The organism is Amycolatopsis benzoatilytica AK 16/65 (genome assembly GCF_000383915.1).
Classification (GTDB): domain Bacteria; phylum Actinomycetota; class Actinomycetes; order Mycobacteriales; family Pseudonocardiaceae; genus Amycolatopsis; species Amycolatopsis benzoatilytica.
On the sequence record NZ_KB912942.1, the window covers coordinates 7,360,134 to 7,380,755 of the forward strand.

The window sequence follows — 20,622 nt, forward strand, 5'->3', positions numbered from 1 at the left end:
ACTTTGGGTACGCCAAGGTAAACGAACCGTTCACCCGGATTGCCCAGAACAACGAACGGGCCGCCCGGAACAGTTCCCGGACGGCCCGTGCGCGTTTTCAGAACTGCGGCAGGGACTCGCCCTGCACCGCCTCGATGTCCAGCTCCACCTTGACGGTCGTGCCGATCGCGGCCACGCCGGCCCGCACCATCGCGCTGTAGTTGATCGCGAAATCGTTGCGGTGCAATTGCGTTTCGGCGTGGAACGCGGCGCGCACGCCGCCCCACGGGTCCGGCCCGTGCCCGGTGTAGCGCAGGTCGAGCGTGACTTCGCGGCGTTCGCCGTGCAGCGTCAGCACCCCGCGCAGCGCCCAGCTGTCCGTGCCGAGCTGGGACAGCCCGGTGCTTTCGAACGTGATGAGCGGATACGCGTCCGCGTCGAGGAATTCCCCCGAGCGCAGGTGGTCGTCGCGCATCTTGATGCCGCTCTCCAGGCTGCCCGCCTTGATCTCGGCGTGCACGGTGGACTTCTCCACCGGGCGGGCCACCTCGATCCGGCCGGCGACGTCCGGGAAGCGCACCTTGATGCTGGCGATGCCCATGTGCCGCGCGGTGGCGACCACCGAGGAGTGCATCGGGTCGATCGTCCAAGGCCCGGCGGGCGGCAGCTCGATCGCGCCGGAAACCGGCACCAGCGCGATGTCGCCGAGCAGGCCGGCCCCGTCGGAGCCGATCTGCACGGTGCGAGCCATCGGCGTGTACCCGGGGGCAGTGATCACCGCGGTGTAGACGCCCGGGGGCAGCGGATCGGTGACCACTGCCCCCTTCGCGTCCGTTACCTGCCGCGCGACCTGCCGGCCGTTGAGGTCGGTGACCGTGAGCACCGCGTTCTCGACCGGCCAGCCGCCGTTCGAACGCAGTTGCGCGCGCAGGCCCCCGCTCATGCGCGGTCGACCAGGTCGTCGAGCGCCTGCTCGTAGCTCAGCCGCACGTCGTGCTGGGCCTCGCCGTCGGCCAGCGTCACCTGGCTGGTGGCCGGCGGGTAGCCGCTGGCCACCACGGTGTACGAGCCGATCGGCAGGTCGCTGACCACATACCGGCCTTCGCTGTCGGTGCGGGCCACCGCCGAGACGTTGCCGTTCTCGTCGAGCACGGTGATCCGCGCGTCCGGCACGATCCGGTCGCCCTCGGTCCGCGCGACGCCCTGGAGCAGCACCGAGCCGGCCAGCTCCACGTCGTGGCGCAGGATGCCGCTGTCCGGCACGGTCAGCGTGACCGCGACCGGGCGGTAGTGCGGGCCGCTCGCGACCAGCGTGTACTGCCCGGCGCCGACGCCGCTGAAGGTGTAGACGCCGTCCGCGGCGGTGATGTACGCGCCGTTGACCTCGCCGCGCGAGTCGGTGAGCGTCACCGTCGCGTTGGCCAGCGGGTTGGCGGTGCCGATCGCTCGCACCACCCCGGTCAGCTCTCCGGAGCCGGTCAGGGTGACGTCCAGGTTGGCCGGGTGTCCGCCGACGATCACGCTGGACGCCTGCGGCTGGTGCCCGGGAGCGGACACGATCAGCACGTAGGTGCCCGGTCCCTGGGTCGGGATCGAGTAGCTGCCGTCGCCGTTGCCGGTCGCCCGCGCCACCTGACGGCCCTGCTGGTCGATCAGGGTGAGCGCGGCCGCGGCCACGTGGCTGCCGTCCTGCCTGCGCACATGCCCGGTGATCGGCAGGCCGCCGGTTCCGGTGGTCATGCCGAGCTCGGAATCGGCCAGCGAGTTGCTGATCGGCATCGGCTTGGCGTCTGCGATCGCCTGCGCGTCACCGTGGCCGTTGCCGTTGGTCAGCGAGTGTCGTCCGCCGACCCCGACCAGCGCCGGCTCCCTGGGCGACTCCTCGAACAGCGAGCCTGCCTTGACAGTCTCCTCCGCGGCCGGGGCCGCGAGCGCCGGCGTGCTCTCCTCGTCGAGATCCAGCAGCGCCTCGCCGCCCTCGACCGCAGCGGCGGCCGGGTTCATGCCGGCCAGCGGGATCTCCTTCATGAACAGCAGCACCAGGGTGGCCAGCAGCGCGACGCCGCCGGCGACCCAGAACACCGTGCTGATGGAGTCGGTGAAGCCGGTCAGGACCGGGATCTTCACCGCGTCCGGCAGCGACTGGATGACGCTGGTGTTGCTGGAAAGGTCGCCGATCTTGCTGCCCGCGCCGGCCGGCACGTGCCCGCCGAACGCCTTGGTGATGTTGCCCGGCAGCACGTTGAACAGAATCGTCAGGAACACCGCGACACCGGCGGTACCGCCGATCTGGCGGAAGAACGTGGCGGACGCGGTCGAGACGCCCATGTCCTTGCGCGGCCCGGCGTTCTGCACCGCGATGATCAGCGTCTGCATGCACTGGCCGAGGCCGAGGCCGATGATCAGCGCGGCGAGCAGCGGGTGCCACAACGCCGAGTCGTACTTCACGGTGGCGAAGAAGAACGCGCCGCCCGCGATCAGGATGGTGCCGATGACCGGGAAGATCTTGTAGCGCCCGGTCTTCGAGGTGATCCGGCCGGAGATGATCGACGCGGACATGATGCCGACCATCAGCGGCAGCATCAACAGACCCGACTCCGTGGGCGTGTAGCCCTGCACGACCTGCAGGTACTGCGGGATCATGGTGATCGCGCCGAACATCGCCACGCCGACGATCACGCCGCCGACGATGGCGACGGTGAAGGTCGAGTTCTTGAACAGCCGCAGCGGGATCAGCGCGGCGTCCTTCATCAGCTTCTCGATCACGATGAACAGCACGACGCCGACGCCGCCGATGATGTACATCCAGATCGACTTCTGGTCGCCCCAGCCCCACTTCTGGCCCTGTTCGGCGACGATCAGGAACGGCACCACGGCGACGACCATGGCGAGCGCGCCCCACCAGTCGATCTTGTGGGTGTGGCGGTTGTGCGGGACGTTCAGGACCTTCGCCACCACGAAGAACGCGATGACGCCGATCGGCACGTTGATCAGGAAGACCCAGCGCCAGCCGTGCAGGCCGGCAAGCGTGTCGAAGCCGGCGAAGAAACCGCCGAGCACCGGGCCGAGCACCGTCGAGGTGCCGAACACGGCCAGGAAGTAACCCTGGTAGCGAGCGCGTTCCCGCGGCGGGACGACGTCGCCGATGATGGTCATCGCAAGCGACATCAGACCGCCGGCGCCGATGCCCTGGACCGCGCGGAACGCGGCCAGCTGGTACATCGACTGGGCGAAGGTCGAGGCCGCCGACCCGGCGACGAAGATGGCGATCGCGGCGAGGTAGAACGGCTTGCGGCCGTAGATGTCGGAAAGCTTGCCGTAGATCGGCGTGGCGATCGTCGAGGTGATCAGGTACGCGGTGGTGACCCACGCCTGCAGGTCGAAGCCGTGCAGGTCGTTGGCGATCCGGACGATCGAGGTACCCACGATCGTCTGGTCCAGCGCGGCGAGGAACATGCCGCACATCAGGCCGCTGATGATCGTGACGATCTGGCGGTGGCTCAGCCGCGGAGTGCTGTCGCCTTCTGCGGCGGCAACGGCTCCCCCTCTCGGCTGAGGCTGTTGTTCAACGGTGGAAGTCATGTGTTCGAGGCCCCCTTGGCCTGTGCCGGAGCTGCGAAATCGGACAGCGCCGGGTTGTTCGTTTCGATACCGGTGTTGAGCCGCGCGAGCAGGTTGTGCAGCGTCTCGCGCTCCTCCTGGCTCCAATCGCCGAGCACCTCGGCCAGCCACCGGGCACGGTGCTTGCGGTTCTCGTCGAACACGCGAAGCCCTTCCGCGGTCGGGGCGAGCAGGCAGGCGCGGCCGTCCTCCGGGTCGGCCTGCCGTTCGACGAGTCCGTGCTGGACGAGCGAGCTCGACTGCCTGCTGATGGTGGAGATCTCCGAGTGCAGGAATTCGGCGAGCTTGCTGGTGCGTTGCGGGCCTTCGTGGACGAGGCAGAAGAGGATCGCGTACGCGGCCCTCTCGATCCCGTCCGGCCCGTGTTTGGCGACCTGGGACTTCGCCTTGGTGATCAAGCGCATGAACCGGACCAGCTCGTGTCCGAGCTGGTCGGCAAGGTCGAGTTCGGCCTCGGGCCTGACGGCGGAGTTAGGTGCCATGTGTGGATCTTCCTCGGGGTGGAGCAAACCATTGGTTGGCGACTGCAACTAGTTGCCGTTAGCAAGAGTGTGCCCGTACGGCGGTTTCTGCAAGCGCTCGACCCGTGGTTGTGTCACAACACACTTTAGTTGCCGCATGCAAGCAGATTTTAACCGGAGGGGTGACGTCCGGTTTCTCCTGGTTTGATTTCGCTGGTCACCGGGTCGCCCGGCGGGAACAGATCCGTCCCGGCGGGGTTGAAGTGGGTATGACCGACGACACAGCGCTGTACGACCTCATCGCGACGGCCCGCCAGGGCGTGCTCGCGACGCTCAAGCGGGACGGCCGCCCGCAGCTGTCCACGGTGACGCACTACTTCGACCGGGAGGAGCGGCAATTGCTGGTGTCGATCACGGAGACCCGGGCGAAGACGAAGAACATGCGCCGGGATCCGCGGGTCAGCTACCACGTGGCCGCGTCGAACGGCTGGTCGTACGCGGTGGCGGAGGGGCGGGCGGCGCTGTCGCCGGTCGCCGGGTCCGAGCACGACGCGACCGTGGAAGCGCTGATCGACCTGTATCGGAAGGTCGGCGGCGAACACCCCGACTGGGCGGAGTACCGGGCGGCGATGGTGGCGGACCAGCGGCTGGTGCTGACGGTGCGGATCGACCGGGTTTACGGCCTGGTCCGCTGAGGACCCGGTGCGGCGGGCGAGTGCTCGCCGCACCGGGCTTCGCGTCAGTCGGCCGGGCCGGACTTCGCTGTCGGTGCCGCCGCCTCGCCCGGCATTCCGGCTTCGATCCGGTCCGCGATCTCGTCGATCTGCTTCAGCAGGCTGTCGGTCGCCTCTTCCCCCAGCGCCGCGCGCATGTACAGCCCCTCGCCGACCAGGATCACCAATTCCGCGGTCAGCGGGTCCTCGATGTGCTCCAGCATCACCTCGCGGGTGCGCTGGAGGCACCGCTGCGACACCTCCGCCGCCACTGGGTCGTTCAGCATCAGCCGGAGCGTGGCCATCGTGGTGCGGTGCAGGGCTAGATCGCTGGTGACGTCGGTGATCGCCGAGCGCAGGTAATACCGCACTACGCCCTCCGGCGCGGTGCGCGCGCGTTCCAGGTCCTCCTCGGTCAGCCGCTCCAGGCGTTCGAGGAGGCCGTCGCGCAGGGCGTCCTTCGAGCCGAAGTGGTAGAGCAGGCCGCCCTTGGACACGCCGGCGTGCGCCGCCACCGCGTCGAGCGTGATCTCGACCGGGCCGCGGTCGGCCAGGATGACCTCGTACGAGCCGAGGATGCGTTCGCGAGCTGAGGGCTTGGGCATCGCCTTGACTATACCGTCCAGACGGTTTACCTTCTCTTCAGGATCGAAACTGTACCGTCTGGACGGTACAAGAAAGGAAGAGTGCGCCATGGTGCGGCGCGGTGGCCAGTGGTGGGCCTTGGCAGTGCTGGTGCTGCCGGTCCTGTTGATCAGCGTGGACACGACAGTCCTGGGCTTCGCCCTGCCTTATCTCAGCGAGGACCTCTCGCCCACCGGCGCGGAGCAGCTGTGGATCGTCGACGTCTACTCGTTCGTCCTGGCCGGATTGCTGGTCTTCATGGGCACGCTGGGCGACCGGATCGGCAGGCGGCGTCTCCTGCTGATCGGCGGCGCGGCCTTCGGGGCGGCTTCGGTGCTGGCGGCGTTCGCGACCTCGCCGCTGATGCTGATCCTCGCGCGGGCGCTGCTGGGAGTCGGCGGTGCGACGCTGATGCCGTCCACGTTGTCGTTGATCCGCAGCATCTTCACCGAGGACCGCAAGCGCCGGACCGCGGTCGCGATCTGGAGCGCGGCGTTCTCCGGCGGCATGGCGGTCGGCCCGGTGGTCGGCGGGTGGCTGCTGGAGCACTTCTGGTGGGGCTCGGTCTTCCTGATCAACGTGCCGGTGATGGTCCTGCTGCTGACCGCCGGCCCGCTGGTGCTGCCGGAATTCCGCGACCCGAATCCGGGCCGGTTCGACCCGTGGTCGGCGCTGTTGTCGCTGGCCACGATGCTGCCGGTGGTGTACGGCGTGAAGATCGCCGCGACCTCGGGCATCAGCCTGACCGCGGTGGCCGCGATCGTCGTCGGTCTCGCGCTGGGCGCGCTGTTCGTCCGCCGGCAACGGCGGCTCGAGCAGCCGATGCTGGACCTCGCCCTGTTCTCCGACCGCACGTTCGCCGGTTCGGTGATCACCAACCTGCTCGGCGTATTCGCACTGGTCGGGCTGCTGTTCCTGTTGCCGCAGTACCTGCAGCTGGTGCTCGGCCTGTCGCCGCTCGTCGCCGCGCTGTGGATGCTGCCCGCGACGCTCGCCGGCGTGGTTGGCGCACTGGCCGCGGCCTGGCTGGCCCAGCGCGTCCGAGTTCCGGTCCTGATCACCATTGGCCTGCTCTTCGGTGCGGCCGGCTTCCTGGTGTTGACCACCATCGGCACCGAGGCCGGAGTGGCCGCGGTAGTCGTCGCCTTCGTCCTGGTCGGCGGCGGCATCGCGCTGTCCGAAACGCTGACGAACGATCTGGTGATCTCCGCTGCTCCGGTCAACCGCGCCGGCGCGGCTTCGGCGATCTCGGAAACCGGCTACGAACTGGGCGGCGCCCTGGGCACCGCCCTGCTGGGCAGTCTCGCGGCGGCGGTCTACCAATCCGGCCTGCCCGCCACCGCGCCCGCCGCCGCCCGCGACACCCTGGGCGGCGCGGTGGCCACCGCGCACGCCTTGCCTGCCGTGGACGGTGCCGAGCTGCTGGCCACCGCTCGCGAGTCCTTTGTGACAGCGCTGCACACGAGTGCCTGGGTCGGTGCCGCCATCCTGCTGTACACCGCGGCGCAGGCGTACTTCCTGCTGGGCCGCCGCCGTAGCAGCGACCGCGACGGCGCGACTCCGGTCTGCCCGGAGGAAGCCGCGATGTGCTCGTGATCAGCGGCGAATCGACGCGGTGGCCCGAGGTTCGCTCCCGGGTCTCGGGCCCCGCATCCGGTTGTGCTCACCGCGGCTTGCTCGGCTCACCAGCCTGGCAAGACTGCGGATTTCGGCACGGGTTGTTGGCGGCCTGAGCGAGCTCGGCGGCCGCCGACACCGCCCCGTTCGCCAACGGAATGCTCCGCCGCGGAGTCGAAAACGTTGCGGACTCAGTGCTTCCGGTCACTGCGCGGCCATCCGATTCGACGCTGCCGCAGCGGCCCGGCGTGCGCAACGTTCGCAGTTGCCGCGCGGAAGCCTGTGTCTGTACCGTTTCCCGCGCCGCGGATCCGAGACCTCAGCCCAAATCGGCGCTGGCCGCCCGGAGTTCTTTCAGCGCGGTCAGGAGAAACTCGGCCGCATCCGCGTCCCGGTCGCTCTCCGACCATTTCGCAAATCCGCGCTTGAACGCCAGCACGCCAAGCTCGCTCGCCAGAGCCGCAGTAGCCCCCGTCACGCCACGCGCCGCTAGCGCGGTCGCCATCGCGTCGGCGAGGCCGACGCTCTTGAGCGCGTCCCGCGCCTGGAGTTCAGCACTCGCCGCGACGGCGGCCTTCAATCGCGGGGCCAGTTCCCGGTTCATCGGCCCCAGCGCGGTCGAGGCGCGGCGGAGGCCGGACGCGATGGCTTCGAGCGGGCTCGCGGTGGCGGGCGCCTCGGCGATGCCTTCGGCCAGCAACTGGCTCAACGTCTCCTGCCCGGCCACCAGCAGCTCGCGCTTGTCCGGGAAGTGCCGGAAGAACGTGCTCTTCGTGACGCCGGCCCGTTCGGCGATCTGCGCGACCGTCGTGGCGTCGTAACCCTGTTCGGCGAACAGGTCGACGGCGGCCACGACCAAGCGTTCGCGCGCTCCTGGCTCCCACCGTCCCATGCGATTCATTCTAAGTGATGAGACTGTGGTCCCATCACTCTGGTAGCGTATGACGGGACAAGAGTCCCATCACTTCAGGAGCACGTCATGCGCGTCTTTGTCACCGGGGCCACCGGGCTCATCGGTTCCGCCGTCGTCGGCGAACTGCTCGGCAACGGCCATTCCGTCCTCGCGCTCGCCCGGTCCGAGGCGTCCGCGGAGGCCGCCAAGAAGGCCGGTGCCGAGCCGGTTCGGGGTGCGCTCGCCGATCTGGACGTCATTCGCGACAGCGTTTCCCGGGTCGACGGGGTAATCCACCTGGCCTTCGCCAACGCCTTCACCAGTGCTGAAGCCCTCGCGCAGGCGGTCGCCGAGGAGACTGCCGCGCTCAAGGCGCAGGCTGAGGCGCTGGTCGGAAGCGACCGGCCGCTCGTCGCGGTATCGGGCACCCCGTACGTGCCGGGCCGGGCGTCTACCGAGGCCGACCCCCTCCCGACGGACGGCCCGGTCGGCGGTCGCGGCCGCACCGTTACCGAGGTGCTGGCGTTCGCGGACCGAGGTGTGCGGACCTCCGCGATCCGGTTGCCGCGCACCGTCCACAACGAGGGGACCGGCGGATTCGCCGGCCTGCTAACCAATATCGCCCGACAGACCGGAGTGTCCGGCTACCCGGGCGATGGCACCCAGCGCTGGCCCGCCGTCCACGCCCTCGACGCGGCAGTGCTGTTCCGGCTCGCCCTCGAACAGGCCGCGCCGGGCACCGCTTGGCACGCGGTCGACGACGAGGGCGACCAGGTCCGCGACATCGCCGGCGTCATCGGCCGGCGGCTCGGGCTGCCGGTCGAATCGGTGCCGGCGGAGACGTACGGGCCGCTCGGCCAGATATTCGCGGCGGATCAGCCTTCGACCAGCGCGCGCACCCGGCAGGAATCGGGGTGGGTGCCGAAGCACTCGAGCCTGCTGGCGGATCTGGAGAACATCCAGCCCTGACCGAGAAAGGAGGGCGGGTCCATGGTGCTCTGGCCATCCTCGTGGACCCATCAAGATCGGAACTAATATTCCGCACTGCGGACTTCTCGGTCTACCATGCGGATATGAGCAACGATGCCCTCCTCCAGCGGCTTCGGGACGACCTCGGCCCGGCCGCGGTGCTCACCGACGCTGACGTCACCGACGCCTACGCCCGCGACATGATGCCTCTCGCTCCCGTCGGCAAACCGCTGGCAGTCGTGCTCCCGGCGGACACGGCGGGAGTGCAGGCGACGGTCCGCGCCTGTGCCGAGGCGAAAGTCCCCATCGTGCCGCGCGGGGCGGGCAGCGGGCTGTCCGGCGCGGCCAACGCCATCGACGGTTGCGTGATCCTCTCGCTCACGAAGCTGAACGAGATCCTGGAGGTCGACGCGGGCAACCGGCTCGCCGTCGTCCAGCCGGGCGTGGTCAACCTCGACTTCCGGTCCGCGGTCGAAAAGCACGGTCTCTTCTACCCGCCGGACCCGTCCAGCTACGACTGGTGCACGATCGGCGGCAACCTCTCCACCAACGCCGGCGGCCTGTGCTGCGTGAAATACGGCGTGACCACCGACTCCGTGCTGGGCCTTGAGGTGGTGCTCGCGGACGGGTCGCTGCTGAAGACCGGCCGGCGCACCGTCAAAGGCGTCGCGGGCTACGACTTGACCAAGCTGTTCGTCGGCAGCGAGGGCACGCTCGGCGTGATCACCCAGGCGACCGTCTCGCTGCGGCCGCTGCCGCAGGCGCCGGCCACGCTGGTCGCTGGATTCAGCACTACCGAGGCCGCTGGCGAAGCGGTCGCGCGGGCGGTGCGCGAGGGCCTGGTGCCCTCCCTGCTGGAGATCATGGACGCGGCGTCGATCAAGGCGTCCGAGGCTTACCTGAACACGGATCTCGGCGCTGGTTCGGACTGTCAGGCTCTGCTGCTCGGCCAGTCCGACGCCGGCGGCGAGGCCGCGCGCCGCGAGCTGGCACTGCTCGAACAGATCTGCACCGACTGCGGGGCCGACCTGGTGTACGCCACGGACGACCTCGAAGAGGGCAAGATGCTGCTGCAGGCCCGCCGCGTGGTCCTCACCGCGCTGGAGACCTACGGGGTCTGGCTCACCGACGATGTCAGCGTCCCGCGCACCCGGATCGCCGAACTGATCCGCGGCTGCGAGCGGATCAGCGAGAAGGTCGGCCTGAAAATCGCCGTGGTCGGGCATGCCGGCGACGGGAACATGCACCCGACCATCGTCTACGCGCCCGATTCCGAGGAAGAGTTCGCCCGTGCCCAGCAGGCGTTCGACGAGATCCTCGAGGTCGGCCTGTCCCTGGGCGGCACCGTGACCGGCGAGCACGGCGTCGGCAAGATCAAGCGCGAGTGGCTGGCCCGCGAGATCGGGCCGGTCGGCATCCGCGTGCACCGCCAGATCAAGCAGGCGCTCGACCCGGAGAACCTGTTCAACCCGGGTTCGATGTTCTCGATGACCGACTGACCCGGTCGAAAATCCGTGAAGGGCCCCTTGCCGGAATCAGATTCCGGCAAGGGGCCCTTCACGGATCAAGCGGAGAAGCGCGCCGGCGGTCAGTCGCGCACGCGCGGGATGACCTGCGTGGCGTCACCCGAGTTGTCGTCCGGGCCGGCCTTCTTCTCGCGGCGGCCGCGCAGGAACTCGATGGCGATCGGCACCACCGACACCAGCACGATGACGATGAAGATCGCGTCGACGTTGTTGCGGATGAAGCCGATGTTGCCCAGCAGCGATCCCAGCACGGTGATGCCCGCGGCCCACAGGATGCCGCCGAGCACGGTGTAGGTGAAGTAGCGCTTCGGGTCCATCCGGCCGATGCCGGCGATCCAGGTGATGAACGTCCGCACGAACGGCACGAACCGCGCCAGCACGACCGCCTTCGGGCCGTGCTTTTCGAGGAAGCCGTGCGTCTTGTCGACGTACTCCTTCTTGAAGAACTTCGAATCCGGCCTGCTGAACAGCTTCGGCCCGGCGAAGTACCCGAGGTAGTACCCGGCGACGTTGCCCGCCAGCGCGGCCACCGTCACCAGCGCGCACACCAGCCACAGCGGCGCCTTGAGCGTGCCGTTCGCGATGAACAGGCCCGCGGTGAACAGCAGCGAGTCGCCGGGCAGCACCGGGAAGATGCTGCTTTCGATGAAGATGATCAAGCAGAGCACGGAGATGACCGGCACCGTCAGGCCGTTCAGCAGGTACTGCGGGTCCAGCCACGACGGCAGCAGGGACATGGTCGTCACTGTGTTCTGGGCGAGAATCACACCGAAAACGGTACAGGGTGACTCACGGTGGCCGCGCCGGGCAAGGATTCGCAGGTCATCGGTGTGGGATCGGAGTGAAGAACTCGGCCCGGAAGGCCGCCCGGAGAATGCCCGTCTGGGCAAAAGCGGGACCCGGGCTGGTCGGCGAGACAGGAGGGCCGGGAGGACCCGGTTCAGACCAGGGTGATCAGGCCGATGACCGATCCGGCCGCCAGCCCGAGCAGCACTGCCAGCAGCAACACCCAATACGCGGGCAACGGCCCGCTCTGCTGCGCGGGTACCGGTCGCTGCACCGTCGGGTCCGCGGTACCGACCGGCGGAATCGAGCCGGTTGTCCGGTTGGCCGCGTCCAGGGCGGCGCGTTCGCGGGCCAGCGAGTCCGCGCCGGCTCCGGACAACAGGCCGTAGTTGGGCGGCAGTTCCGTGGTCGGACCAGTCGCCGACGCCGCGGGTCCGGACGCCTGCACCGGACCGCCGAACGATCCGGTCCCTGTCGCGCCGAACGATCCAGTGCCCGCCGGCGGGGTGCCGCCGGCGGCGAACGATCCGGTGCCAGTGGTCGGCTGGCCGGGGCCGCCGCTCGCGCTGAACGATCCGGTGCCAGTGGTCGGCTGGCCGGGGCCGCCGCTCGCGCTGAACGATCCGGTCCCGGTCGCGTCGGCGGCCGGCCCTGGGCCAGTGGAACCCGGCCCCTCAGCCGGGCGCGGCACGGTGTGCGGAGCGAAGACGGCTTGTGCACGCAGTGCGTCCGCCAACAGCCGTTCCGGGTCCTTCGGCTCGCTCATTCGCTCCGTCCGCCTGTCCGACCAACTAGCTCGTCACCTACCCAAGGTAGCCCGGCCCACCTCGGCTACCCATTCGCCCCGGCGCAGGACGGCCGACGGGCGCAGGTCGTCGTCCAGTACCACCGCGTCCGCGGCCAGGCCGGGGCGCAGCGAGCCGGTGCGGTCGGCGATGCCCAGCAGTTCCGCCGGTCGCGCCGACGTTGCCCGGACGGCGTCCAGGACGTCGAGTTTGGCGCCCTTCACCAGGTTGCGGAAGGCGTTGTCCATGGTCAGCGTGCTGCCCGCCAGGGAACCGTTGTCCAGCGTGGCGACGCCGTCGTTGACGTTCACCTCGAGCCGGCCCAGCGTGTACCGGCCGTCGGCGGCGTCGGTGGCCGACATCGCGTCGGTGATCAGCACGGTCCGGCCGCGGCCGGCGTGCTGGGCGGCCAGCCGCACGACGGTCGGATGCAGGTGGACCAGGTCGCAGATCAGCTCGACGGTCACGCGTTCGTCGTCCAGCAGCACGCCGACCGGGCCAGGTTCGCGGTGGTGCAGCGGTCGCATGCCGTTGAACAGGTGCGTCGCGACGGTCGCGCCCGCGTCGATGGCCGGGACCAGCTGGTCGGCCACGCCGTCGGTGTGCCCGATCGCGGCGATCACGCCGGACTCGGCCAGCTGCCGGACCGCCTTGACGCCGCCGTTCAGCTCCGGGGCGAGGGTGACCATCCGGATCGCGCCGTGGCCCGCGCGCAGCAGCTTCTCGACCAAACCGGTGTCCGGTTCACGGAGAGTGTCTGGATCATGCGCGCCGCAGCGAGCGCGGGAGATGAACGGGCCTTCCAGGTGGATGCCCGCCAGGTCGCCCTCCTGCACGAGTTCGCGCAGCGCGGCGATCTGCTCGGTGAGCAGGTCGATCGGGTCGGAGACCAGGCTCGCCAGCATGGTCGTGGTGCCGTGCCGCCGGTGCGCGCGGATCGCGCCCCGGATCTCGTCCGGATCCAGTGTGGAGAACGAGCCGCCGCCCCCGCCGTGGCAGTGCGTGTCCACGAAACCGGGTACGACCAGTGCTCCGTCGACGTCCACCGTCGCGGTGTCCGGGCTGCTCGGCGGCGTGCCGGTGCCCACCGCGACGATCTGCCCGCCCGACACGGCGAGCCAGCCGTCGTCGAGTACGCGGTCCGGGGCCACGACGCGGCCGCCCGTGATGACGAAGTCTCCGGCGTGCTTCACGGGAGCCAGCATATATTGGTCTGGACCAGAGAGGGCGAAGCCGCGCGAGATTGGTCCGCCCAGGTCACTGTGGCGACTGCATCGCCTTCTGCAACGCCTCCAGTGCGCGGCTGGCGGTGGACTTCACGGTGCCCTTCGAAATGCCCGCGGCCTCGGAGATCTCCGCCTCGGTCAGCCCGCCGTAATAGCGCAGGACGAGCACCTCGCGCTGGCGCGGCGGAAGCTTGGACAAGGCGCTGACCACGGCCTGGTGCTCGCTTGACAGCATCGCCAAGCTCTCCGCGGACCGGGCGTTCACCGCGTGCGGCGGCACGTACTCGCGAGCGGTCTTGCGCCGCCGCAGCACGCTGCGCGACCCGTTGACCACCGCGGTGCGCAGATAACCGACCGCGGCCTGCGCGTCGCGCAACCGGCCCCAGTTGCGGTGCAGGCCGGTGAACGCCTCCTGTACGACGTCCTCGGCCGTGGCCGGTTCGTCGACCAGCAGGATGGCGAGCCGCACGAGCCGCATCCGGTGCTGGCGGTACAGGTCCTCCAAGGTGAGCGGCGCGGTCGGCGGCTGCACCGGGACCGGCCCGTCCATGGTCCGCAGGTGGCCGAGGGTCGCCTCGACGCTGCGTTCCGCGTTCCCCTCCAGCATGTATCCCCGCCTGTCCTCGACGTGTCCGGTCAGCAGGCCTGCGGGATGCTCGATCGTCACAGCGTTCACACAGGTACTGACGCGTGCCTAGCCTATCGGGTTGGCCACTGGCCGCCATCGCTCGCATGGTGCCTCCGAGCGCGGCGTCACGGGTAGCGTCTGCGGCGTCACCGTCGTGTTCACCCCGGGAGAAGCGCATGGCCTGGTACCTCGTCGAGATCCGCTACGTCCAGGAGAAGGTGGCCGACGTCCGGCCGCGGCACCGGGACTTCCTGAAAGAGCACGCCGAGGCCGGCCGGGTCGCGGTCGCCGGGCCGCTCGCCGACAACACCGGCGGCCTGATGCTGTGGCAGGCCGAGGACGAGACGGAGCTGGGCAAGCTGATCGACACCGACCCGTACGCGCTGGAGGGCGTGGTGGCCCAGCGCACCGTCCGCGAGTTCAAGCCGGTCCTCGGCGACTGGGTGCCGGCGCAGAACTAGAGCTCGAGGACGGCGGGCCCGCGGTCCACGCAGATCCGCACCCGCCCGCCGTCCGCGGCCGGCACCTCGCAGGTGCCGCAGAACCCTTGCCGGCACGAGTACGGCACGTCCGGCAGCACTTCGCGGAGCACGTCGAGCGTCGAACGGTCGGCGGGCACGTCCAGCGTGCGGCCGCTGCGGCGCAGCACGACCTGGAATGGCTTGCCGGCCACGATCGGCGGCGGCGCGAATCGCTCGTAATGGATCGCGGCGGCGTCGGTCCGGGCCAGGTCCACGCGGACGCTGGTGATCATCGGCAGCGGCCCGCAGCAGTACACCGACGCGCCGGCGGGCATCTCCTCCAGCAGTTCGGCGCCGGACGCCGGGATGCCGAACTCCTTGTCCGGCCGGATCCGCACCCGCTCGGCCGGGAGTTCGTCCAGGAACGGCATCGACTCGCGGTCCCGGCCGGTGTAGACCAGCCGCCAGTCCGCGCCGCTCGCCTCCGCGCGCTGGACCATCGGCAGGATCGGCGTGATCCCGATGCCGCCGGCCACGAAGTGGTAGGCAGGCGCGGCGACGAACGGGAACGCGTTGCGCGGCCCGCGCGCGGTCACCCGGGTGCCGGCGGTGAGCGCGTGCGCCTCGGCGGACGCGGAACCGAGCAGCCGCACGGCAATCCGGTAGTGCGACCGGTCCGAAGGGGACCCGCACAGCGAGTACTGCCGGACCGCGCCGGACGGCAGCACCAGGTCGAGGTGCGCGCCAGGACGCCAAACCGGCAGCGGGGCGCGGTCGGGACGGACGAGCCGCAGGCTCACCACACCGGCCGCCTCGGCCCGCGTCTGCTCGACGAGCAACGGAAGCCGCCGGTCCACTTCCCGCACCGGCGGCCGTCGCCGCCCGGAAAACTCCGCCAGCCACCGGTAAGCCGCGCTCACCGCGACCAAAGTGGACATCAGCCGGTCCCGCCTGCCGCTGCCGTCGAGGCGGGGCGGGAACTGCGGAGCGGTCATCGCGGCGCGTCGGCCGCCTGGGCCGCGGGAGAGCTCGCCAGGTACGCCACCGCTTGGTCGGTGTTCCCGGTTTCCGTGGGGTGATAAGACTTCCGGAAGTAGGGCCGGATCTCGTGCAGCAGCCCGCGCGGCCCGGGCAGCAGGCCGCGCCGGGACGCCCGCAGGTAGCCCCGCCAGCTCGCCCGGCCCGGCCGGGTCGGGTCGTTCTTCATCAGGAACCTGGTTCCGCGCACGAAAACCCACGCCAGCACCGGAGTCACCACGAGCATGCTGCGCACCCGCCGGACGTAGCGGCCGTCGAGATGGCAGAACAGGTCGTAGGCCACCGACCGGTGCTCCACTTCCTCCGCGCCGTGCCAGCGAAGGAGATCCAGCATCGTCGGGTCCGCGTGCGCGGCGTCGAGTTCCTTCGCGTCCAGCACCCACTGGCCGAGGAACGCCGTGTAGTGCTCGATCGCGGCGATCAGCGCGAGCCGTTCGATCAGCCATTCCCGGCTCGATCCGCGCCGGTCGCCGAGCAGCCGCCGGAACATCCATTCCATCTGGGAGAGGTAGGGCCGCACCGAAACCCCGGCGGATTCCAGGTGGCCGGCCGCACCGTCGTGCGCCTCGGCGTGCATCGCCTCTTGGCCGATGAAGCCGAGCACGTCCTCCTTGAGCCGCTCGTCGCGGATCAGCGGGACGGCCTGCTTGAACACCTCGACAAACCAGCGTTCCCCTTCGGGCAGCGCGAGATGCAGCACGTTGATGCTGTGCGTGGCCTGCGGCTGGCCGGGGATCCAGTGCATCGGCAGCTTCGAGAAGTCGAACTCCACGTCACGCGCGTGGAGCACGATCTGCTCGTGCTCGCCGGTCATGACCGGCCGCTCAGCTCGTAGTCGCTCGGGTCGACCTTGCGGGTTTCCAGCCAGTACTTCCAGGTGAAGCCCGGCCAGATGGTCCGGTTGACGCCCTTCGAGTCGAGATACCAGCTCTTGCAGCCGCCCTGCGTCCACACGCCCTTGACGAGCTTTTCCTGGATCTGCTCCTGGAATTCCTCCTGCACAGACGGGCGCACGTCCAGCGCGGCCGCGCCGCGGGAATCGGCCAGCCGGATCGCGTCCACCACGTAACGGGACTGCGATTCGATCATGAACACCACCGAGTTGTGGCCGAGCGCGGTGTTCGGGCCGAGCAGGAAGAACAGGTTCGGGAAGCCGGAGACGGTGATTCCCTTGTGCGTCTGGATTCCGTCGGTGGCCCAGGATTTGGCCAGATCGCGGCCATCGACGCCGGTGATGTCCAGGTACTCCAGCGCATCCGTCACCTTGAACCCGGTGCCGTAGATGATCGCGTCCACCTCGTGCTCGACGCCCGCGGTGTCGACGATGCTGTGCGCGCGGACCTCGGCGACGCCGTCGGTGACCACGTCGACGTTCGGCCGGTCCAGCGCGGGGAAATAGTCGTTGGACAGCAGGACGCGCTTGCAGCCCATGGTGTAGTCCGGGGTGACTTTCCGGCGCAGCGCCGGATCCTTGATGCCCTTCGCGATGTGCCGGCGTCCGATGACCTCGGCGGCCTCCATCAGCTTCGGGTGCCCGTTGAACCCGATCGCGCGGGATTCGAGCATCCAGTACAACGCGTTGCGGTAGAGCCGTTGCGTGCCCGGGACGCGCTTGAACAACTGCCTGGCCCAGCCCGGCATGGCGTGGTCCGGCTTCGGCATGATCCACGGCGGGGTGCGCTGGAACAGCGTCAGCTCGCCGACCTCAGGCGCGATCTTCGGCACGAACTGGACCGCGCTGGCCCCGGTGCCGATCACCGCGACGCGCTTGCCCGCGAGGTCGAATTCGTGGTTCCACTGCGCGGAGTGCCAGGTCTGGCCCTTGAACTTGGCGATGCCCGGCAGTTTCGGGATCTGCGGGATGTGCAGTCCGCCGACGCCGGCGACGAGGAACTGGGCGGAGAACTCGGTGCCGCCCTTGGTTTCGATCGTCCAGCGCCGCTCGCGCTCGTCCCAGTGCGCGCCGGTGAGTTCGACGCCGAACCGGATCTTGTCGCGCAGCCGGTAGGAGTCCGCGACCTTCTTGAGGTAGTCGAAGATCTCCGGCTGCGGCGAGAACGACCGGCTCCAGTCCGGGTTCTGCGCGTAGGAGAACGAGTACATGTGCGACTGCACGTCGCAGGCGCAGCCGGGGTACGAGTTGTCCCGCCAGGTGCCGCCGACCTCGTCGGCTTTCTCCAGGATCACATAGTCCCGGATCCCGGCTTTTTCGAGCTGGATCGCCTGGCCGAGCCCGGAAAAACCGGTGCCTACGATCACGACCTTGAACCGCTCGGTCATTTGTCGGCCTCCGCTGCGCTGGGGGTCTGGCGTGCTTGATGTTACCTCAAGTAACAGTTACTCGAAAGTACTCGCTACTCGCCAGTACTGCGTTAGGGGGTTTGCCCCGCGGCGACCGGCGGTTTCGTCCCTGATTGCCGCGTGCCGCCGCCGCGAAGCCCGAAAACCGTAGTCGACCTGGGAATACCCGATGGCAACCTGAATCGGAAACCGTGAATTCCCGCAGCCGGACAGCCGGTTCGGCACGATCGCGATCTCGGCGTCGTGCTGCGAATGTCTGCCGCTGAGCAAGCGGCGGATCGACCGGAGACCTAGTAAACGCCGCCGAGCTTCGAATGGTCCCAGCTCGCGATCTTCGTCGGGCGCAGAATCAGCCCGATCCGCTTCGGCGCCTGCCGCGCGATGAGCGCGCGCAGCTCGTCCGGCACCGGCGCGCCCGGCTCGGCCCCGGAGTACCGCATCATCAGCGCGGTGCCCATCTGCGTGACGGTTTCGATGTCCTCGACGATCTCGACATCCGCCTCGAAGGAGAGCCCGCGCAGCTGGTCGTACGACTCGCCGCTTTCGACCAGCACGGTCGCCTGCGGCAGCCGGCGGAGGTTCTTGCCCTTCTGCGAGCTGCCGTACGTCCACGTCGCGACCCCGCCCTCGTGCGGGTAGTACCAGAGGGCGGTGAGGTGCGGCCGGCCGTTCGGGCCGATCGAGGCCACGTTGATGACCTTCTGCTCGGTCAGGTAGGCCTGCACCTCGTCCGGTGTCATCCGGATCTGGTCGCGACGGGACATGGCGCTCCTCAGCTGTGCTTCGTGGCGGCGCGCCCGCCGTGGCCGGTGACCGACGATTCGTACGCGCCGCGCTCCTCGACGTCCTTCAGTGCGGCGCGGTCCGCGGCCGGCACCCGGGTCCGCGAGCCGAACTCGATGATCGGCGGCAGGAACGAGCGCAGCAGCTTCAGTCCGCCGACCCAGCGTGGCACGTGGATCGTCCGGGCGCGGCGCAGAATCCCGGCTTCCAGGTCGTCGAGCGCGACATCCAGCGGGTAGGTCTTGCCGATCAGCCCCGGCATCGACGAGCGCAGCTTGCCGAACACCGGGTGCGCGTCGGCGCTTTCCACCAGGTCGGTGCGGATCCAGGTGGGGTGCGCGACGCCGACCTTCACGCCGAGATGCGCGATCTCGGCGCGCAGGCTGTTGCAGAACGCTTCCACGCCTGCCTTCGCGGCGGCGTAGTTCGCCATGCCGGGTGCGTGCGTGATCGCGGCCAGCGAGGAAATGCCCAGCAGGTAGCCGCGGCGCTCGATGACGTGCGGGAGCGTGACCCGGAACGTGCGCCACACGCCGAGCAGGTCGACCTCGATGACCTTCTCGAACGCGGCTGGGTCCACCGAGCGGACGAAGCCGGCGGTGGCGATGCCGGCGTTCGCGATGACGATGTCGATGCCGCCGAAGTGCTCGACCACGCCCGCGGTGGCGCGTTCCAGGTCTTCCCAGCTGGTGACGTCGGCTTCCCACGCGTGCGCGTTCGGCCCGATCCGCTTGGCGACCGCTTCCTGCTCCTGCGCTTCCAGCCCGACGAGCGCCACCTTCGCGCCGCGCGCGGCGAGCCGTTCGGCCAAGCCGGCTCCGATCCCGCGGGCGGCTCCGGTGATGAGCACGACCTTGCCCTCGACCTGCTTCTGCTGAGCCACGGTGCCCTCCTGAGCCGGTTTTCGCCTGTCAGAAGGGCACCGTACCTCAACCTACCCCGGGTAAGCTACTGTTCGGTAAGTACTAGTTCGACGCTTCGCTCAGTGCGGTCAACTCGGCGGGCGTCAGCTCCAGCGACACCGAGGCGAGCAGGTCCACCAGCTGCTCCGGGGTCCGCGCACTGGCGATCGGCGCGGCGACCGTCGGCTGCTGGCGCAACCACGCGAGCGAGACGCTGGTGACCGAGACCTGGTTCGCGGCCGCGATTTCGTCCAGTGCGGCGAGGACGCGTTCGCCGCGCGCGTCCAGGTACTCCAGAGCGCGCGGAGCACGCGGGGAATCGCCCGGCTGGTCCTTCGACCGGTACTTGCCGGTGAGGAATCCCTTGGCCAGTCCGAAGTACGGCAGGGTGGCGAGGTTCTCCCGGGCGACCAGCGGGGCCAGAGTCCGCTCGTACTCGCGTTCCATCAGGTTGTAATGCGGTTGCAGGGCAACGTATCGGGCAAATCCGTTCCGGTCTGAAACGGACAGTGCGGAGGCGAGCCGGTCGGCCGTGAAGTTGGACGCCGCGAGGTAGCGCACCTTTCCCGAGCGCACGAGCTGATCGAACGCGGCGAGGGTTTCTTCCTGCGGGGTGTCCGGGTCGTCGGTGTGCGCGTAGTACAGGTCGATGTGGTCGGTCTGGAGCCGGCGCAGCGACGCTTCGGCCTGCTCGGCGATGTTCGCCGCGCCGAGGCCGGGCCGCTGCTCGTCGGCGCCGGGCTTGCCCGCCCCGACCTTGGTGGCGATGACCAGATCGTCGCGCCGGCCGCGGCGGGCCAGCCAGTTGCCGATGATCGTTTCGGAACCGCCCCCGCCGCCGTAGATATTGGCGGTGTCGAGGAAGTTGCCGCCCGCCGCGGTGTAGGCGTCGAGGACGGTGAAGGACGTGGGTTCGTCCGCGGTGAAGTTGAAGACGTTGCAGCCGAGGTTGAGGCCGAAGATGTCCAGATCCGTGGTACCGAGCTTGGTCATGCTTTCGAACCTAATCCGGTTCCGGGCGCGTTCGCGCCGGGAGACGGAGAAACGAAGGTGCTACCACCGATGCTACCTGAGGTAGGATAGTCGGTGTGAAGGTTAGCGTGAGTCTTCCGGAGGAGGATGTCGAGTTCCTCGACGCGTACGCGGCTGAGCAGGGCATCGAGTCGCGGTCGGCGGCGCTGCACGCGGCGGTGTCGGTGCTGCGGGCCGGGCAGTTGGCCGACGCGTACGAGGATGCCTGGACGTCCTGGGACGACTCGGGCGAAGCGGAAACCTGGGATGTCGCGGTCGGCGACGGACTGGAGTCCTGA

At 69.4% G+C, this 20,622-nt stretch carries 20 protein-coding genes and 1 pseudogene; 6 read left to right on the plus strand and 15 right to left on the minus strand.

The features are described 5' to 3' along the window. Positions 1-97 precede the first annotated feature (97 nt). Genes AMYBE_RS0134260 through AMYBE_RS0134270 form a run of 3 tightly spaced genes read right to left on the minus strand, consistent with a single transcriptional unit; the run spans position 98 to position 4,082 of the window. On the minus strand, positions 98-922 hold the full coding sequence (locus AMYBE_RS0134260; RefSeq protein ID WP_020663910.1) for a YceI family protein: 825 nt from the start codon (positions 920-922) through the stop codon (positions 98-100). Then, positions 919-3,561, minus strand: a complete 2,643-nt coding sequence (locus tag AMYBE_RS0134265; RefSeq protein WP_020663911.1) for an MFS transporter — start codon at positions 3,559-3,561, stop codon at positions 919-921. Before AMYBE_RS0134265 ends, AMYBE_RS0134260 begins: the two co-directional genes overlap by 4 nt. After that, complete coding sequence (locus AMYBE_RS0134270; protein WP_020663912.1) at positions 3,558-4,082, minus strand: MarR family winged helix-turn-helix transcriptional regulator; 525 nt, start codon at positions 4,080-4,082, stop codon at positions 3,558-3,560. The genes AMYBE_RS0134265 and AMYBE_RS0134270 overlap by 4 nt, the downstream gene beginning before the upstream one ends. 248 nt (positions 4,083-4,330) lie before the next feature. Between AMYBE_RS0134270 and AMYBE_RS0134275 the strand changes: the two genes are divergently transcribed. Beyond that, positions 4,331-4,756 carry a PPOX class F420-dependent oxidoreductase gene (locus tag AMYBE_RS0134275; protein WP_020663913.1) on the plus strand — a complete coding sequence of 142 codons (426 nt, stop codon included), beginning with the start codon at positions 4,331-4,333 and terminating at the stop codon, positions 4,754-4,756. A 44-nt stretch (positions 4,757-4,800) separates the two neighbouring features. Here AMYBE_RS0134275 and AMYBE_RS0134280 read toward each other — a convergent pair whose 3' ends face one another. Next, the gene (locus AMYBE_RS0134280; RefSeq protein ID WP_020663914.1) at positions 4,801-5,379 is read right to left on the minus strand and encodes a TetR/AcrR family transcriptional regulator; all 579 of its coding nucleotides are present in this window, start codon (positions 5,377-5,379) and stop codon (positions 4,801-4,803) included. An 88-nt stretch (positions 5,380-5,467) separates the two neighbouring features. Here AMYBE_RS0134280 and AMYBE_RS0134285 point away from each other — a divergent pair, with 88 nt between their 5' ends. Further along, on the plus strand, positions 5,468-6,994 hold the full coding sequence (locus AMYBE_RS0134285) for an MFS transporter (RefSeq protein WP_020663915.1): 1,527 nt from the start codon (positions 5,468-5,470) through the stop codon (positions 6,992-6,994). A gap of 340 nt (positions 6,995-7,334) precedes the next feature. Here AMYBE_RS0134285 and AMYBE_RS0134290 read toward each other — a convergent pair whose 3' ends face one another. Then, entirely contained in the window at positions 7,335-7,907 is a 573-nt protein-coding gene (locus AMYBE_RS0134290) for a TetR/AcrR family transcriptional regulator (RefSeq protein ID WP_027928304.1), read from the minus strand. Positions 7,908-7,994: 87 nt separating this feature from the next. Between AMYBE_RS0134290 and AMYBE_RS0134295 the strand changes: the two genes are divergently transcribed. After that, on the plus strand, positions 7,995-8,876 hold the full coding sequence (locus AMYBE_RS0134295) for an SDR family oxidoreductase (protein ID WP_020663917.1): 882 nt from the start codon (positions 7,995-7,997) through the stop codon (positions 8,874-8,876). A 104-nt stretch (positions 8,877-8,980) separates the two neighbouring features. After that, positions 8,981-10,375: an FAD-binding oxidoreductase gene (locus AMYBE_RS0134300; protein ID WP_020663918.1), complete on the plus strand. Its 1,395-nt coding sequence runs from the start codon at positions 8,981-8,983 to the stop codon at positions 10,373-10,375. Positions 10,376-10,464: 89 nt separating this feature from the next. Here the strand turns inward: AMYBE_RS0134300 and AMYBE_RS0134305 are convergent, their stop codons facing one another. The 4 genes and pseudogenes from AMYBE_RS0134305 to AMYBE_RS0134320 form a co-directional block, all read right to left on the minus strand. Further along, positions 10,465-11,169: a DedA family protein gene (locus AMYBE_RS0134305; RefSeq protein ID WP_027928305.1), complete on the minus strand. Its 705-nt coding sequence runs from the start codon at positions 11,167-11,169 to the stop codon at positions 10,465-10,467. 173 nt (positions 11,170-11,342) lie between these two features. Beyond that, positions 11,343-11,594: pseudogene (locus AMYBE_RS46970) on the minus strand (hypothetical protein); the annotation flags it as partial. 393 nt (positions 11,595-11,987) lie between these two features. Then, on the minus strand, positions 11,988-13,178 hold the full coding sequence (gene nagA / locus AMYBE_RS0134315; protein WP_020663920.1) for an N-acetylglucosamine-6-phosphate deacetylase: 1,191 nt from the start codon (positions 13,176-13,178) through the stop codon (positions 11,988-11,990). Positions 13,179-13,230: 52 nt separating this feature from the next. After that, positions 13,231-13,806: a SigE family RNA polymerase sigma factor gene (locus tag AMYBE_RS0134320; RefSeq protein WP_034289666.1), complete on the minus strand. Its 576-nt coding sequence runs from the start codon at positions 13,804-13,806 to the stop codon at positions 13,231-13,233. Positions 13,807-14,003: 197 nt separating this feature from the next. Here AMYBE_RS0134320 and AMYBE_RS0134325 point away from each other — a divergent pair, with 197 nt between their 5' ends. Continuing rightward, positions 14,004-14,288 carry a YciI family protein gene (locus tag AMYBE_RS0134325; RefSeq protein WP_020663922.1) on the plus strand — a complete coding sequence of 95 codons (285 nt, stop codon included), beginning with the start codon at positions 14,004-14,006 and terminating at the stop codon, positions 14,286-14,288. On the opposite strand, the gene AMYBE_RS0134330 is transcribed toward AMYBE_RS0134325, so the two are convergent. The 6 genes from AMYBE_RS0134330 to AMYBE_RS0134355 form a co-directional block, all read right to left on the minus strand. Beyond that, positions 14,285-15,283 (minus strand): PDR/VanB family oxidoreductase, encoded by a 999-nt coding sequence (locus AMYBE_RS0134330; protein WP_020663923.1) that lies wholly within the window; start codon positions 15,281-15,283, stop codon positions 14,285-14,287. The genes AMYBE_RS0134325 and AMYBE_RS0134330 overlap by 4 nt on opposite strands. Then, positions 15,280-16,140, minus strand: coding sequence for a metal-dependent hydrolase (locus AMYBE_RS0134335; RefSeq protein ID WP_020663924.1), 861 nt, complete (start codon positions 16,138-16,140; stop codon positions 15,280-15,282). Before AMYBE_RS0134335 ends, AMYBE_RS0134330 begins: the two co-directional genes overlap by 4 nt. Then, the gene (locus tag AMYBE_RS0134340) at positions 16,137-17,606 is read right to left on the minus strand and encodes a flavin-containing monooxygenase (RefSeq protein ID WP_020663925.1); all 1,470 of its coding nucleotides are present in this window, start codon (positions 17,604-17,606) and stop codon (positions 16,137-16,139) included. Before AMYBE_RS0134340 ends, AMYBE_RS0134335 begins: the two co-directional genes overlap by 4 nt. A 311-nt stretch (positions 17,607-17,917) precedes the next feature. Continuing rightward, a complete protein-coding gene (locus tag AMYBE_RS0134345) occupies positions 17,918-18,391 on the minus strand; it encodes a pyridoxamine 5'-phosphate oxidase family protein (protein ID WP_020663926.1) in 474 nt (157 codons plus the stop codon). Positions 18,392-18,399: 8 nt separating this feature from the next. Next, positions 18,400-19,293, minus strand: a complete 894-nt coding sequence (locus AMYBE_RS0134350; RefSeq protein WP_020663927.1) for an SDR family oxidoreductase — start codon at positions 19,291-19,293, stop codon at positions 18,400-18,402. Positions 19,294-19,375: 82 nt separating this feature from the next. Next, positions 19,376-20,305 (minus strand): aldo/keto reductase, encoded by a 930-nt coding sequence (locus tag AMYBE_RS0134355; protein WP_020663928.1) that lies wholly within the window; start codon positions 20,303-20,305, stop codon positions 19,376-19,378. A 107-nt stretch (positions 20,306-20,412) separates the two neighbouring features. Here AMYBE_RS0134355 and AMYBE_RS0134360 point away from each other — a divergent pair, with 107 nt between their 5' ends. Further along, positions 20,413-20,622 carry a ribbon-helix-helix domain-containing protein gene (locus AMYBE_RS0134360; RefSeq protein WP_020663929.1) on the plus strand — a complete coding sequence of 70 codons (210 nt, stop codon included), beginning with the start codon at positions 20,413-20,415 and terminating at the stop codon, positions 20,620-20,622.